Source organism: Peptoclostridium litorale DSM 5388 (genome assembly GCF_900141635.1).
Lineage (GTDB): Bacteria > Bacillota > Clostridia > Peptostreptococcales > Peptostreptococcaceae > Peptoclostridium > Peptoclostridium litorale.
Map to the genome: position 1 here is coordinate 198571 of NZ_FSRH01000005.1, position 14934 is coordinate 213504.

Annotated in this window: 13 protein-coding genes and 1 rRNA gene; 13 read left to right on the forward strand and 1 reads right to left on the reverse strand. The window is 40.5% G+C overall.

What is annotated here, in order from left to right; all coding sequences use genetic code 11:
* Positions 1–68: 68 nt before the first annotated feature.
* The 9 genes from BUQ87_RS06670 to BUQ87_RS15155 all read left to right on the forward strand — a co-directional run bounded on the left by BUQ87_RS06670 (position 69) and on the right by BUQ87_RS15155 (position 9046).
* Positions 69–1838: a putative bifunctional diguanylate cyclase/phosphodiesterase gene (locus BUQ87_RS06670; protein ID WP_207647175.1), complete on the forward strand. Its 1770-nt coding sequence runs from the start codon at positions 69–71 to the stop codon at positions 1836–1838.
* Entirely contained in the window at positions 1795–2790 is a 996-nt protein-coding gene (locus BUQ87_RS06675; protein ID WP_242943795.1) for a biotin--[acetyl-CoA-carboxylase] ligase, read from the forward strand. Before BUQ87_RS06670 ends, BUQ87_RS06675 begins: the two co-directional genes overlap by 44 nt.
* Positions 2790–3752 carry a P1 family peptidase gene (locus tag BUQ87_RS06680; RefSeq protein ID WP_038266238.1) on the forward strand — a complete coding sequence of 321 codons (963 nt, stop codon included), beginning with the start codon at positions 2790–2792 and terminating at the stop codon, positions 3750–3752. Before BUQ87_RS06675 ends, BUQ87_RS06680 begins: the two co-directional genes overlap by 1 nt.
* Positions 3753–3936: 184 nt before the next feature.
* Positions 3937–4527 (forward strand): ECF transporter S component, encoded by a 591-nt coding sequence (locus BUQ87_RS06685; protein WP_038266242.1) that lies wholly within the window; start codon positions 3937–3939, stop codon positions 4525–4527.
* Between the two features lie 37 nt (positions 4528–4564).
* Positions 4565–5344 carry a type III pantothenate kinase gene (locus BUQ87_RS06690; RefSeq protein ID WP_038266244.1) on the forward strand — a complete coding sequence of 260 codons (780 nt, stop codon included), beginning with the start codon at positions 4565–4567 and terminating at the stop codon, positions 5342–5344.
* A gap of 107 nt (positions 5345–5451) precedes the next feature.
* A complete protein-coding gene (dusB, locus tag BUQ87_RS06695) occupies positions 5452–6420 on the forward strand; it encodes a tRNA dihydrouridine synthase DusB (RefSeq protein ID WP_038266337.1) in 969 nt (322 codons plus the stop codon).
* Positions 6421–6610: 190 nt separating this feature from the next.
* Positions 6611–7093: a transcription elongation factor GreA gene (gene greA / locus BUQ87_RS06700; RefSeq protein WP_038266247.1), complete on the forward strand. Its 483-nt coding sequence runs from the start codon at positions 6611–6613 to the stop codon at positions 7091–7093.
* A gap of 46 nt (positions 7094–7139) precedes the next feature.
* Positions 7140–8591 carry a lysine--tRNA ligase gene (gene lysS, locus BUQ87_RS06705; protein ID WP_038266339.1) on the forward strand — a complete coding sequence of 484 codons (1452 nt, stop codon included), beginning with the start codon at positions 7140–7142 and terminating at the stop codon, positions 8589–8591.
* Positions 8592–8683: 92 nt separating this feature from the next.
* Positions 8684–9046, forward strand: coding sequence for a hypothetical protein (locus BUQ87_RS15155; RefSeq protein ID WP_038266249.1), 363 nt, complete (start codon positions 8684–8686; stop codon positions 9044–9046).
* A gap of 15 nt (positions 9047–9061) precedes the next feature.
* On the opposite strand, the gene BUQ87_RS06715 is transcribed toward BUQ87_RS15155, so the two are convergent.
* Complete coding sequence (locus BUQ87_RS06715) at positions 9062–10240, reverse strand: pyridoxal phosphate-dependent aminotransferase (RefSeq protein WP_038266253.1); 1179 nt, start codon at positions 10238–10240, stop codon at positions 9062–9064.
* Between the two features lie 176 nt (positions 10241–10416).
* Between BUQ87_RS06715 and BUQ87_RS06720 the strand changes: the two genes are divergently transcribed.
* The 4 genes from BUQ87_RS06720 to BUQ87_RS06735 form a co-directional block, all read left to right on the forward strand.
* Positions 10417–11004, forward strand: a complete 588-nt coding sequence (locus tag BUQ87_RS06720) for a metal-dependent hydrolase (protein ID WP_052636177.1) — start codon at positions 10417–10419, stop codon at positions 11002–11004.
* Between the two features lie 358 nt (positions 11005–11362).
* The gene (locus BUQ87_RS06725) at positions 11363–13732 is read left to right on the forward strand and encodes an anaerobic ribonucleoside triphosphate reductase (protein WP_038266255.1); all 2370 of its coding nucleotides are present in this window, start codon (positions 11363–11365) and stop codon (positions 13730–13732) included.
* 119 nt (positions 13733–13851) lie between these two features.
* Entirely contained in the window at positions 13852–14382 is a 531-nt protein-coding gene (gene nrdG, locus BUQ87_RS06730) for an anaerobic ribonucleoside-triphosphate reductase activating protein (protein ID WP_038266258.1), read from the forward strand.
* A 459-nt stretch (positions 14383–14841) separates the two neighbouring features.
* Positions 14842–14934: ribosomal RNA gene (locus BUQ87_RS06735) — 16S ribosomal RNA — on the forward strand; the annotation flags it as partial.

The window sequence follows — 14934 nt, forward strand, 5'->3', positions numbered from 1 at the left end:
TAATGGGTTGTTTTATGGCAGCAACATTGAATTCAAGAGTTTTGTTTTGGCAAAATAAAAACACTATTATGGAGTCCATCATTATTTCGGTAGGTATAGCATTCATATCTTTAGTGCTGGGAAAGAGTTATTATCAAAGACATGAATACAATGAAAAGATGAAACTGTCGAGTGGAATAATTCAAAACACTTCAGAAGCTGTAATAATCACGGATGAGCACACAAGTATAATATTTGTCAACGAGGCATTCACGAAAATAACTGGGTACGAGGAAGAAGAAGTCATAGGCAAAAAGACATCTGCATTCAAATCAGGAGTGCATGGACAGCAGTTTTATAAGAATATGTGGGATTCCATAATAAACTATGGAAGCTGGAAAGGCGAGGTGTGGGACAAGAAAAAAAACGGGCAGATGTACCCAAAATGGCTTAGAATAAACTCTATAATTGGAGTCGGGGGAGAGGTAAAGTACATAGGGGTATTTGACGACCTTACAGACAAGAAAAAAATAAATAGAAGGGTCAAGAGGCTTGAAAACTATGACATGCTGACTGGACTTCCAAACAAGGCGCTTTTTTTAAAAATAGTGAACAGGCGTATGGAGAAAGACGCGAGATTTTCGCTGATATCGCTTAAAGTCATAAATTTTTCACTTGTGAATGAGAGCCTTGGGTACAGGTACGGAGACAATCTGCTTGTTGAAATAACAAACAGGTTTAAGGCTGCAAAGCAAAAGAATATATTGATATCGAGGACAGGTAAAGATGAATTTACTCTGTTTTATTCACATTCAAATGGAATACCTGTTGCCAAAGAGATTGTAGAAAATATAATAGAGACGCTAAGTGGTCTTTATGTCATAGGCGAAAAACACACATATGTAAATATTGCGGCGGGGGTTGCGAGCTATAGAGATTCTGATGAAGCGAGTGAAGTTATAGAAAATGCAAATATAGCCCGTGAATATGCAGTTGAAAATGGAATCAATATATTTAGCTTTGACGAGAATATGAAGTCTGAATACATAAGGAGAATAGAAGTCGAAAGCAGGATTAAAAGGGCTCTGGAAAAAGAAGAGTTTGAAGTATACTACCAGCCTCAGGTGGATATCCAAAATGCCCGCATAAGCGGCGTTGAGGCCCTTCTCAGATGGGAAAGCCCTGAACTTGGAAGGGTTTCCCCTGCTGAATTCATACCCATAGCGGAAAAAACAGGTCTAATATCACCGCTTGGAATATGGGTCATGAGGCAGGCGTGCAGGCAGCGGCATATATGGAGTGAAAAAGGATTTGACATAAATGTTGCTGTCAATATATCACCCATACAGTTTCGAAATACAGACATCCCTTGTGCGATAGAAGGAATGTTGAAAGAATACGATATTCCAGGAAAAAGTCTTGAAGTGGAGATAACTGAAGGCCTTCTGATTGAAAATTTTGAAAACATAGACGAGCAGCTCAAAAAGATAAAGGCCTTGGGAGTCGGCATTGCCATAGATGATTTTGGAACTGGATATTCATCTTTAGGATATCTTAGAAATCTTGAAATAGACAAGATAAAGATAGACATGCAGTTTGTCAGAGGATACCCACACAGTGATGACGGCACCATAGCCAGGATAATTTCAAGCCTCGCCCATAATTTGGATTTAAGGCTTATTGCCGAAGGTGTGGAGACTGAGAAGCAGCTTGAGTTTGTAAGGGAGATAGACTGTACAAGCGTACAAGGGTATTATTACAGCCCGCCACTTCCAGCGGAGGAGATTGAAGAACTGCTTGATCAGTGGCAGGCAAGTGTTAGACGAAAGGATGATGACTTTGAAGGACAGAGTGCTTAAATACTTGATTCGAAACAAAGGCAGTTTTGTTTCTGGGGAGAAGATATCTGAAAGCCTTGGAATATCAAGAGCTGCAGTGTGGAAGCATATAAGCAGTCTTAGGCAGGACGGCTTTGAAATAGATTCAGCAAGCAGACGGGGTTACATGCTCATAGGCGATGCGGATATAATAAATCCCCAGATTATAAGTGATTCGCTCCGCACAAGCTTTATAGGTAAAAAGATAATATACATGGATTCAATAGGATCTACAAATGACCACATAAAGTCCATTGCAGGCGGGAGTACTGACGGGACAGTTGTGATTGCAAATGAGCAGACAAAGGGCAAGGGAAGAATGGGCAGGTACTGGCATTCTCAAAAGGGCGATGGTATATGGATGAGCATGCTCCTAAAGCCACACATAGCTCCGAACAAGGCGTCAATAATAACTCAAATAGCAGGAGCAGCAATAGTAAAGGCACTTGACGAATTTGGAGTAAGTGCCATGATAAAATGGCCGAACGACATAATTTTAAATGGTAAAAAGCTTTGCGGGATACTTACGGAAATGGCAGCAGAGATTGATCGGATAAACTATATAGTGCTGGGAATGGGAATGAATGTTAAAAGCGACAATTTTCCAGATGAAATAAGTGATATTGCTACATCTCTTTACAAAGAGGGGCACGCCATCAAAAGAGCCGATATAATAAGATCTATATTTGAAAATTTCGAGAGGCTCTATGTAGATTATATAAAAAATGACGACCTAAAAGAGGTTGTGGAAATATGCAGGGAAAGATCGGCTGTAATAGGAAAGGATATATATGTGATAACCTGGAGTGAAAAGAAAAAGGCAAGGGCTCTTGACATAAGCCAAAACGGAGACCTTTTGGTTGAATACAAAGACGGCAGAAAGGAAAGTCTGGTATCGGGCGAGGTTTCAATAAGAAAGGCGGACGACGAATAGTGGACAGGGAAAATGGACTGGGCATAAAAGGGGTGAGAGTCGGAAGCGCCCAGAACGATGAGGGGCTTACGGGCTGCACCGTTATAATATGCGAGCGGGGCGGTGTGTGTTCCGTGGACGTAAGGGGGGCGGCGCCAGGGACAAGGGAGACCGACCTTTTGGATCCTGTTAACATGATAGAAAAAGTGCATGCGGTAGTGCTTGCGGGAGGCTCGGCGTTTGGGCTGGACTCCTGCAGCGGCGTCATGAGATACCTTGAGGAAAAGGGCGTGGGGTTTGACGTAGGAGTGGCGAAGGTGCCCATAGTGACGGGGGCTGTGCTATTTGATCTGAATGTGGGAGACCCAAAGGCAAGGCCAAGTGCCGATATGGGATATGAGGCGTGCATATCTTCTGAAGAGGGAAAATTCAAGCAGGGGTGCTTCGGTGCAGGATGTGGAGCCAGCGTCGGCAAGGCGCTTGGAAGTGAACTGGCGATGAAGTCCGGAATGGGGATGCACTCCATGAAGTGTGAAGACGGGCTTGTAGTATCGTCTATAGTTGCAGTCAACGCATATGGGGATGTATATGAGAACGGCAGAATAATAGCGGGGGCGCTAAGCAAAAGCGGAGGATTTGCAGACAGCAGAATATGCATGTCAATGGGTGAAAATGACAATGGATTTACGGGCAAAAACACTACAATAGGAGCAGTTATAACCAATGCAATCCTTACTAAGGCCCAGGCGAAGAGAATATCGTATTTTGCCCATGACGGATATGCAAGGGCCATAAACCCTGTTCACACTTTATATGACGGAGACAGCATATTCACACTAGCAACAGGAAGCGTTGATGCCGACATCAACAGGATTGGAATACTGGCGGCGGAGTCCATGGAAAAGGCCATAATAAGCGCTGTCAAGAATGCGGATTCGTCAGGGGGACTCAAATCATACAAAGATGTGACATCGCAAAAATAAATGTCTAGTTTTATCTCTATAAGGTTTTTTAACTGCATTTCATTATAATTATTGAAAACTAAAAATTTTGCTGTTAAAATTAAACTGAAACTGCAGGCATCTTTTTGAAGAGAGTCTGACATTCAAAAATAAATAAATAAAATTAAAGTCCGGTATCAATTTGAACCGGAACGGAGGTGCAGCTATGATTGAAGCAAGTGGAAAGAAGGGTATTTCTGTAAGGAAGATGAGCATTATAGGGGTTTTGGGAAGCATATCAATAATACTGGGCATGACGCCGCTGGGCTTTATACCGGTAAGTCCCACTATGAAAGCTACCATAATGCACATACCTGTAATAATAGGGGCCATAGTTGAAGGTCCGATTGTCGGAATGATGGTAGGGCTAATGTTTGGGGTTTTCAGCATGATACAAAGTATAACTCAGCCGACTCCTGTATCATTCATATTTTGGAATCCGCTTATATCGGTAGTTCCAAGAATAGCAATAGGGATTACGTCTTACTATGGATACATTATACTTAAGAGATTTTCGAAGTCAGCAGTGCTGCAGACGTCGTTTGCAGGGGCTATAGGAACGCTTACGAATACTATAGGTGTGCTTGGAATGGCGTATCTGCTTTATGGAGCCCAGTTTGCGGAGAAGCTTGGGGCTGATCCAGCGCTTGCAGGAAAGATGATACTTGGAATAGGAATAAGCCATGGCATTCCTGAAGTTATAATTGCAATGCTGGTTGTTTCGGGTGTATGCAAGGGGCTGAGGCTTTTAAAATAGAAAGTGTCGAATAATTATATCGAGGGGAAGATGTAGTATGCTTTTGGTGTGCGATGTTGGAAATACTAATACGGTTCTTGGTGTATATGATGGGGAAGAGCTTATAAAGGACTGGAGAATTAAAACTGACAAGCAAAAGACGTCAGACGAATATGGAATACTAATAAGCCAGCTTTTCAGCTATGAAGGTCTGGATCTTTCGAAAATAGAGGATGTAATAATATCTTCAGTAGTTCCAAATGTAATGCATTCTCTGGAGAATTTCTCCATAAAATACTGTGAAAAAAAACCTCTCGTGATAGGGCCTGGAGTCAAGACGGGAATGAATATAAAATATGACAACCCAAGGCAGGTTGGAGCAGACAGGATAGTTAATGCAGTGGCGGCATATCAAAAATACGGAGGCCCCCTTGTAATAGTAGATTTTGGGACTGCAACCACATTTTGCGCGGTGTCGAAAAAGGGTGAGTACCTTGGCGGTACAATATCGCCAGGAATAAAAATATCAATTGAAGCCCTTTTCCAAAAGGCTTCAAAGCTTCCGAGAGTGGAACTTGTAAAGCCGGGAATGTCCATATGCAAAAATACTATTTCAGCGATGCAATCTGGTATAATATATGGGTACGCAGGGCTTGTGGATAGGATTGTGGATATGATGAAAATAGAGCTTGGAGACGAAAATACGAAGGTCATAGCCACAGGAGGGCTTGCGACGTTAATATCTTCTGAGACTGCTAACATAGACCATATAGACAAGTTCTTGACGCTTGAGGGTCTGAGGATAATATATGCAATGAATAAATCAAAGGTCGGGTAATGCCTGGCCTTTGTCGGCGTATTTTGTATGTTCAAGTTGGCTTGCACATGGAGTGAACATGGATTGTGAAAAGCTTGCATGGGAAGGAGACTAAATTGAAAGGCAGTATAGAAATAGGAAGAGTAAAGCTTTCAAACAGAGTATTTTTGGCGCCCATGGCGGGAGTAACAGATCTTCCGTTTAGGCTGCTTTGCAAGGAAATGGAATGTGGCCTTTTATATACGGAGATGATAAATGCAAAGGCCCTTTGCTATGATGACGAAAAGACTAAGAGTATGATAGAAATACACAAGAGAGAACACCCGGTAGCACTTCAGATATTCGGGCACGAACCTGAATATATAAAAGGGGCCGTTGAAATATTAAACGGCCATGACAATGAAATACTGGATATAAACATGGGATGTCCGGCGCCCAAGATAGTGAAAAACGGCGACGGGAGCGCACTTATGAAAAATCCGGATCTTGCGGGAAGGATAATGGAGGCTGCTGTTAAGGCCTCGAAAAAGCCCGTAACTGTAAAAATAAGATCAGGTTGGGATGATGAGAGCATAAATGCATGCGAGATAGCCAGAATAGCCCAGGAATGTGGAGTGAGTGCCGTGGCAGTGCACGGAAGGACGAGAGAGCAGTACTACAGCGGAAGCGCAGACTGGGACATAATCAGGATGGTAAAAGAGGTCGTTTCAATACCCGTAATTGGAAATGGAGATATAAAGAGCGCCGATGATGCAAAAAACATGTTTAGAAAAACGCTATGCGATGCTGTGATGATAGGAAGGGGAGCCCAAGGCAATCCGTGGATATTTGGTCAGGTGAGCAGCCAGCTTGAAGGATGCGAGAAATACAGAGAGCCTGATGATATTGAAAAGATAAACACTGCAATAAGGCACCTTGAGATGGTAATGGATGTAAAGGGTGAATACAGCGCAGTGGTGGAAATGAGAAAACATCTTGGATGGTATTTGAAGGGAATGAAGGGTTCTGCAAGAGTGAGAGAAGAGATACACAAGTTTAAGACATTTGAAGATGTTACAAAAAGGCTTAGTGTATATATGGATGAGTTTAGTCTATAATTCTTGACATAAAAAAAATACTAATTTATAATTCATTATAACGTATGTAAATATTATGGGAATGCGTGAAAGATAATAACAGTGTGAAATTTCCATATTTTGGTTCAAGGTTGGCTGTAATGATAAAATTGTATTGATTTTATCAGTTTTTTTTGTTTAAATACAAAGGTATAGAAAGCGAGGAAGTTTTATGGATTCAAACAATAAAGAAATACTTCTTACCCAGGAAGGTTATGACAAGATAGAAAACGAGCTTGAAGTGCTAAAGACTGTGACTAGAAAAGAAGTTGCGGGAAGAATCAAAGAGGCCATAGCATTTGGAGATATATCAGAAAATGCAGAGTATGACGAGGCTAAGAATGAGCAGGCTAAGGTTGAAGAGAGAATATTAAAGCTTGAGAACATGCTTAGGAAGGCAAAGATAATAAAAGAAGAAGAAGTGGACGAAAATATGGTAACTGTAGGTTCTATAGTAAAGGTGTTCGATTATGAATTTGACGAACATGCTGAATATACTATAGTTGGATCTGCAGAAGCTGATCCGTATGAAAATAAAATATCTAACGAGTCTCCAGTGGGAAGCGCGCTTATAGGCAAAAGAAAAGACGAAGAAATAGACGTACAGGTTCCAGACGGAACGGCAAGGTTTAAAATAGTAGAAATAAGAAGATAAGCATGTGGAGGTGCCGTAATTGTCAGAAGAATTGAATTTAAATGAAATGCTCCAAATAAGAAGGGAAAAACTTAAAAATCTACAGGATACCAATAGGGATCCTTTTAAAAATGAAAAATATGATATAACAGCATATTCTGAAGATATAAAGCAAAATATAGAAGCGATGCAGGGACAAAATGTATGCCTGGCGGGCCGTATAATGAGCAAGAGGGGTCACGGAAAGACAACATTCATGGATATTCAGGATTCGCAGGGAAGAATGCAGCTTTATGTAAAACTGGATGCTCTTGGAGAAGATGAATACAACATATTCAAAACTTACGACATAGGTGACATAGTGGGCGCTGAAGGCGAAGTATTCATAACCCAAAAGGGCGAAATATCAATAAAAGCTCAAAATATAAAGCTTCTTTCAAAATCGCTTCAGATACTTCCGGAAAAATTCCATGGGCTAAAGGACCCGGATCTTAGATACAGACAAAGATATGTAGATCTTATAGTAAATCCGGAGGTCAAGGAGAAATTTGTAACTAGAAGCAAGGCTATGAAGGCTGTCAGAGAGTATCTTGACGAGAGAGGCTTTCTTGAAGTTGAAACTCCGATACTAAACACAATAGCTGGTGGAGCGTCGGCAAAACCTTTCATAACTCACCATAACACTCTAGACATAGATATGTACCTTAGGATAGCAAACGAACTTTACCTTAAAAGGCTTATAGTTGGAGGCTTTGACAAGGTATACGAGATGGGAAGAATGTTCAGGAACGAAGGAATGTCTATAAAGCACAACCCTGAATATACAGCTATAGAGCTTTACCAGGCTTATGCAGATTACAACGACATGATGACAATAACTGAGAACATAGTTGCATACATGGCTGAAAAAGCTCTTGGAACTACAAAGATAAACTACCAGGGAAAAGAGATAGACCTTACTCCTCCCTGGAGAAGACTGAGCATGAAAGATGCTGTCAAGGAATACACTGGAATAGATTTTGACGATATAAAGTCGGATGAAGAAGCCTATGAAATAGCCCAAAAGAAAGGCCTTGAGCTTAGAAAAGGGCTTACAAAGGGACACATACTAAGCGAGGTGTTCGAAGAGTTCTGTGAAGAACACCTTACTCAGCCTACATTCATAACTCACCATCCGGTTGAGATATCACCTCTTGCCAAGAGAAATCCTGAGGATCCTACTATAACAAACAGATTTGAGGCGTTTGTTAACACTTGGGAAATAGCAAATGCGTTCTCTGAGCTTAACGACCCTATAGACCAAAGGGGAAGATTTATGGATCAGCTAAAGCAAAGAGAACTTGGAGATGAAGAGGCCCAGATGCTGGATGAAGACTTCCTGAATGCCATAGAGGTTGGACTTCCGCCAACAGGAGGACTTGGAATAGGAATTGACAGGGTTATAATGCTTCTTACGGACTCGTCTTCAATAAGGGACGTAATACTGTTCCCAACTATGAAGCCTGTTGAAAACAGATAAGAATACAAAAAAATATAATTGGAATTTAAAATATATTAAATACCCCTGTTTATTGCTTATGGACAGGGGTATTTAACTATTTATAGGTCTTTATGGCTGTGTTTGTCGAAACTCTTTATTTTAAGGTTTTTTTTTGGTATATTAATATAAAATTAATAAAAATTCAATGGGAATTTAAAGTTGAAATTCAAATTAAAGGTAACAGCATAGAATTGGGAGGTGCAATGTTAATGCTAAGTTGGATTTGTCTTATATGTATTCTTTTGCTTGTGGGTAAGATGATGTGTTTTTTTTCGATGAGTGCTCTTTTAGAATTGCACAGTGAAAAAGCTGCTGTCAAAAATAAAAAGACAAGGAAGAGAAGGGCGCCTTCCGCTGAAAAAGGCTATGCTGCTACGGGTACATACGGTAAAATATATGAAACGGGTCACATAAAAAGCAAAAGAAGCATCTAGACGATGCTTCTTTTTTTATAGGGATTCTATGAATTTTTTTATCTTTGAAATTCCTCTAGTAAGTTCCTCGTTGCTGCATGCATAGCACAGTCTTATAAAGTCGTCTGTTCCAAATGCCATTCCTGGAACCACGGCAACTCCCTCTTTTTCAAGAAGCTGATTGCAAAACTCCATTGAAAGGCTTTCAGAGTTTTTAAACTTTTCTTTAAACGATGAGATATCCATGAATATATAGAAAGCGCCATCAGGTTCTATATATCCGACTCCATCTATTTCGTTTACAAGAGATATTGCAAGGTCCCTTCTGCTCTTGAACACACTTACCATTTCATCCATGTCTTCGTCGCATTTTACAAGTGCGCCAAGTGCTGCGTACTGTGAAATTGTGCTTGGATGTGAAACCAGGTGGCCCTGTATTGAAGATATTGCCTTTGCTATTTTAGAGTTTGAGGCCGTATAGCCCACTCTCCAGCCTGTCATTGATGCGGATTTTGAAAAACCATTTACTGTTATTGTCATATTTTTTATCTTGTCAGACAGAGAAGCTACGCTTGTGAAAGGACAGTCATAATGTATTTTTTCGTATATCTCATCTGCAAGTATTATTATTCCCCTTTCAACACAGAAGTTTACAAGCACCTCAAGCTCGTCTTTAGAGTATATTGCACCAGTAGGGTTTGAAGGGTTTGAAAGTATTATAAGTTTTGTATTCTTGCTCACAAGCTTTTCAAGGTCTGAAGGTGTCACCTTGAAGTTGTTGTTTTTGTCAGTATCGACAAATACGGGAACTCCGCCTACAAGCTTTACGGTTTCAGGGTAGCTCACCCAGTAAGGTTTTGGTATAAGGACTTCCTCACCTGGATTTACAACAGCCATAAGGGCGTTTGTAATTGCATGCTTGGCGCCGCTTGAAACTACTATCTGATCCAGCGTGTATGAAATATTGTTTTCATTTTGAAGTTTGTCTGATATCGCCTGTCTAAGCTCTATTAGACCTGTGACTTTGTCATACCTTGTCTTGTTGTGGATTATGGCCTCTACGGCAGTATATTTTGCTTTTTCAGGGGTTGTAAAGTCAGGTTCACCTACGCTGAGATTTATTATGTCGATGCCTTGCTCTTTTAGCTGGGAAACCTTGGTATTTATGCCTATTGTAAGTGACGGGGTGATGTTCATGGCTCTGTTAGAAAGCATGATGTATTTCCTCCTTTAGCAGCTATTGAATTTTTAAAACACAACGGTATGTGTTTTAATGTGATAAAGTAAATTATAAAGCAAAAAAATATTTTTGCAAAGCAAAAAGTAGACTTTATAATGGGCGCTAGTATGTAGTAATATGGGTATGAGATTAAAGCGAAGGAGTATTGAAAATGATGACAAAAACTCACATATCAGTAGGCTGTGCAGTGGGACTTGCTGTAGCAAAAGCGCTTGGAATGCATCCAGGACCTGAATACATAACGGCCATAGCCATAGGGAGCATGCTTCCGGATATAGACCATCCTGGGTCGAAAATAAACAGAAAGATACTTCCAAGATCAAAAAAAATAGACAAGATGGCAGTATATACAATAATGGCGATTGTTGCAGGATATCTCTATTTGAAAAACAGCAACATGGGATTTGCGCTCTATACGATACCCTTATTTTTGATGATAGCATTTTCAAAGCACAGAGGAATAACCCACAGCATATTGGGAAGTGGCATATTCATATTTTCCATATACAGCATATCGAATGAACTGGGAAGAGGGATTTTAGCGATTCCATTTGCATTGGGATATTTAATGCATATAGTATCAGACATGCTTACAAGCGCAGGGGTTCAGCTTTTTTATCCTGCGAAAAAGAGGATTAAGTTTTTATTCAGGTTCAAGACAAACAGCACTTTTGAAAAGGTACTAATGTACATTGCAACTGCAGTATCAATATATATGGGTTTGCAGTGTATTTTTTAAATTGATTGAACTATGGGCTGTATTAGTGGCTATATGAGCATATCGTAAGTATTATATGGAAAAATAAAATGAAAATAGATAAAAAATCCTACCGGAGATTTGAAGCGGTTGATAACACTATGTTTGAGGGGATTCCCAAAATGAGAAATATTGAAATTTCAATGTATACAGTGATTTGATTTATATTCAAAAAACTGATAAGCTATTTATTGAAATAGAGAGGGCCTTTTTGAAATAATAAAAAAAGGCGATTTTTTTTGTTATCTGCATCTATATATAGTGTATAAATAGAATGGGCACACAATATAGTGTGGATATCTTGTGGATGGTGTGGATAAGTAAGGAAGGAGTTTTGAAATTGATTGAAAAGATAAGAAAAAGAGACGGGAGAATAATTCCCTTTAACAAAGAGAAAATAACTAGAGCGATATATCTTGCCGCGTGTGAGGCTGCAAAAAAAGAGGACAAGCCTGCAGACTACAATAAGGCTGACATTATAGCAGATGAGGTTGTAAAGTTTTTAAATAGAAGCTTCGCGGGTCAAATACCTACAGTTGAAGATGTACAGGATTCTGTTGTAAGAACTCTTATAAAGACCGGCCATGCAAAGACTAGTGAGCTTTATATACTTTACAGGGGCGAAAGAAACAGAATAAGGGATTCTAAAAACAGGCTCATGAAGGACATACACAAAATAACATTCCTGGATTCGGGAGATGCTGACATAAAAAGAGAAAATGCAAATATAGACGGAAACACTCCTATGGGAATAATGCTTCAGTACGGGAGCACAGTGTCGAAGGAATTTTGCAAGAAGTTTGTAATAAAGCCTGAACATGCAATGGCACATGAAAGAGGAGACATACATATACACGACATGGACTTTTTGAACATGGGAACTACTACATGCTGCCAGATAGACATTTCAAAGCTTTTTGAAAACGGATTTTCAACTGGTCATGGATATTTGAGAGAGCCAAATGACATACTGAGCTATTCGGCTCTTGCGGCAATAGCGATTCAGGCAAACCAGAACGACCAGCATGGAGGCCAGTCGATACCTAAATTTGACTTTGACATGGCGAAGGGTGTAATAAAGACATTCAGAAAGAAAATGAAGGACAATGTATCGAAATACCTTGAAATAGAATTTGACATGGATGATGACTCTACAAGGGGAATAATTTCAAGTGTGTATGAAAGCTACGGAGATATAGAGTCCATAGAGTTTTCAGATGAGCAAAAGGAAGGTTTCATAAGCGCACTGAAAGTTGCAATAGCGCAGGCTGTAGGCTCAGCTGAGGGTCTGGACGAAAAGGCTGCAAAGGCATTTGAATTTGCATGCAGGAGATCAACTAAAGAGATAGAAAAGCAGACATACCAGGCTATGGAGGCTTTTGTGCACAACCTTAACACCATGCATTCGAGAGCAGGAGCACAGGTTCCGTTTTCTAGCATAAACTTTGGAACAGACATGTCTCCTGAGGGAAGGCTTGTTTCAAAGAATCTTATGCTTGCACAGGAAAGCGGTCTTGGAAATGGAGAGACTCCTATATTCCCTATACTCATATTCAAGGTTAAAGATGGAATAAACCTTAAAAAGGGAGATCCTAACTTCGACTTGTTTGAAATTGCATGTAGAGTTTCAGCTAAGAGGCTTTTCCCGAATTTCAGTTTCCTGGATGCTCCTTTCAACAAGCAGTACTACAAAGAGGGAGACCACAATACCGAGGTTACCTATATGGGCTGCAGAACAAGGGTTATGGGGAATATATTCGGGGAAGAGGTTGCAACTGGAAGAGGTAACATATCATTCTCATCTGTAAATCTTCCGAGGCTTGGGATAAAGCACGGAATAGCATCAGGAAGGACAGAGCCTGATATGGAAGGTTTTTATATGGAACTGGACGAAAAGATAGACACAGTTATAAACCAGCTTATAGAAAGATTCGAGATACAAGGGAGCAAAAAAGTGAAGAACTTCCCATTCCTCATGGGTCAGGGAGCTTGGATACATTCTGATGAGCTTGGACCTGAAGACACTATAAGAGACGTGATAAAACATGGAAGCCTTACGCTTGGATTCATAGGTCTTGCAGAGACCGTAAAGGCACTTACTGGAGAACACCACGGAGAAAGTGAAAAGGCTCAAGAACTTGGACTTAAAATAACAAGGTATATGAGAAAGAGAATGGACGAGGCAAGCAAGGAGCATAACCTGAATTTTGCGCTTATCGCCACACCGGCAGAAGGGCTTTCGGGAAGATTTGTGAATATGGACAGAAGCATGTTTGGAGAGATAGAAGGGGTTACTGACAAGGAATACTACACTAACTCATTCCACATACCAGTAGGATACAAGCTTAGTGCATTTGACAAGATAGACAAGGAGGCTCCATATCATGAAATTACAAATGGAGGCCATATATCATATATAGAACTTGACGGAGATCCAAGCCAGAACCTTGAGGCTTTTGTAAGCATAGTTCAGCATATGGCAAAGAGCGGCATAGGATACGGTTCTATAAACCACCCGGTAGACAGATGCCCATCTTGCGGATATACAGGTATAATAGGAGACATATGCCCTGCATGCGGAGTCAAAGACGGCAGTGGCGAAGTGTATTTTGAAAGAATAAGAAGAATAACTGGATACCTTGTAGGCACAGTAGACAGATTCAATAATGCTAAGAGGGCGGAAGTAAAAGATAGAGTAAAACACGCATAGGCAGGTTATTATAAGGCGGCTCGTTAAGAGCTGCCTTATTTGCCAATTATGTTATATACCAAGGACATGCAAGGCACAGACGTGGGGACGTTTCAGAAATTACATTGGGAGGAAAAAATATGAAAATAAGACTGTCGGCTCCAGTTACAATAGACAGTATAGTTGATGGAGAAGGGGTTAGGGCCGTAATATGGACTCAAGGATGCATACACAACTGCAGCGGATGCCATAACCCTCGAACACACAGCTTTGACGGAGGATATGACGAAGACGTAAGAAGCATAGTGGATACGCTTGAAAAACTTAAAATACACAAGGGAATAACACTTTCAGGAGGAGACCCTTTTGAGCAGCCGCTACCACTTGTCTACATATGCAGGGAGGCGAAAAAACTGGGAATGGATGTATGGGCGTATACGGGATATACATTTGAACAGCTGACTGACGAGGAGAATATAATGTACAGGGAATGGATTCAGCTTTTAAAAGAAGTGGACATTCTTGTGGATGGAAAGTTTGAACAGGAGAAAAAAGACCTTCTTCTCAGATTCAGAGGGTCAAGCAACCAAAGAATACTGGATGTCAAAAAATCGCTGGAGGCAAAAAAGCCCATAATACACGGCAATTATGTTGATGACAGATTTGAGTAATGAAAAAGCCGCATTATAGCTGGCCAAAGGTCGGTAAAATAGCCATGTTGGATTTTTATTATGAAAAGCCACAAAACATATTGACAATAATCAGCGGGCCTGATAAAATAGTCTTTGTCGTTGAGTGAGACGCATGGCTGGAAAGCCAGTAGCCAAAAGGAATTTAGCAGTATGTTGCAGCCAATCGAATTCCACTTGGAAATTCTCTTGGGCAACACTTGCATGAGACGTACAGTGCTTATTTCATAAACAGTGTTACGGCTTCAAAAAAGTTCTTGACTTGGACCTTGAGAGATGATAAGATAAACGAGTCGCAAAAAGGCGGCGAACATTGAACCTTGAAAACTAAACAGCAAACCATAGACCGAATTTTTTCGGTCAAACCATGAAACAAACAGTCAGTGATAACTGTAATTTTACAGTTTGTCATGAGTCAAGAGGATAAGTCCTCAAGGATTTTTTATTAAGAGTTTGATCCTGGCTCAGGATGAACGCTGGCGGCGTGCTTAACACATGCAAGTCGAGCGAACAAAGCGATGTGAAGCCTTCGGG

What these genes read in the sequence shown, in the direction of transcription:
- BUQ87_RS06715 (WP_038266253.1), bottom strand. Translation starts at nt 10,240, where the DNA reads ATGCTTTCTAACAGAGCCATGAACATCACCCCGTCACTTACAATAGGC.
- BUQ87_RS06720 (WP_052636177.1), top strand. Translation starts at nt 10,417, where the DNA reads ATGATGACAAAAACTCACATATCAGTAGGCTGTGCAGTGGGACTTGCT.
- lysS (WP_038266339.1), top strand. Translation starts at nt 7,140, where the DNA reads ATGCTCCAAATAAGAAGGGAAAAACTTAAAAATCTACAGGATACCAAT.
- BUQ87_RS06685 (WP_038266242.1), top strand. Translation starts at nt 3,937, where the DNA reads ATGATTGAAGCAAGTGGAAAGAAGGGTATTTCTGTAAGGAAGATGAGC.
- BUQ87_RS06670 (WP_207647175.1), top strand. Translation starts at nt 69, where the DNA reads ATGGAGTCCATCATTATTTCGGTAGGTATAGCATTCATATCTTTAGTG.
- BUQ87_RS06690 (WP_038266244.1), top strand. Translation starts at nt 4,565, where the DNA reads ATGCTTTTGGTGTGCGATGTTGGAAATACTAATACGGTTCTTGGTGTA.
- BUQ87_RS15155 (WP_038266249.1), top strand. Translation starts at nt 8,684, where the DNA reads ATGGCTGTGTTTGTCGAAACTCTTTATTTTAAGGTTTTTTTTTGGTAT.
- greA (WP_038266247.1), top strand. Translation starts at nt 6,611, where the DNA reads ATGGATTCAAACAATAAAGAAATACTTCTTACCCAGGAAGGTTATGAC.
- nrdG (WP_038266258.1), top strand. Translation starts at nt 13,852, where the DNA reads ATGAAAATAAGACTGTCGGCTCCAGTTACAATAGACAGTATAGTTGAT.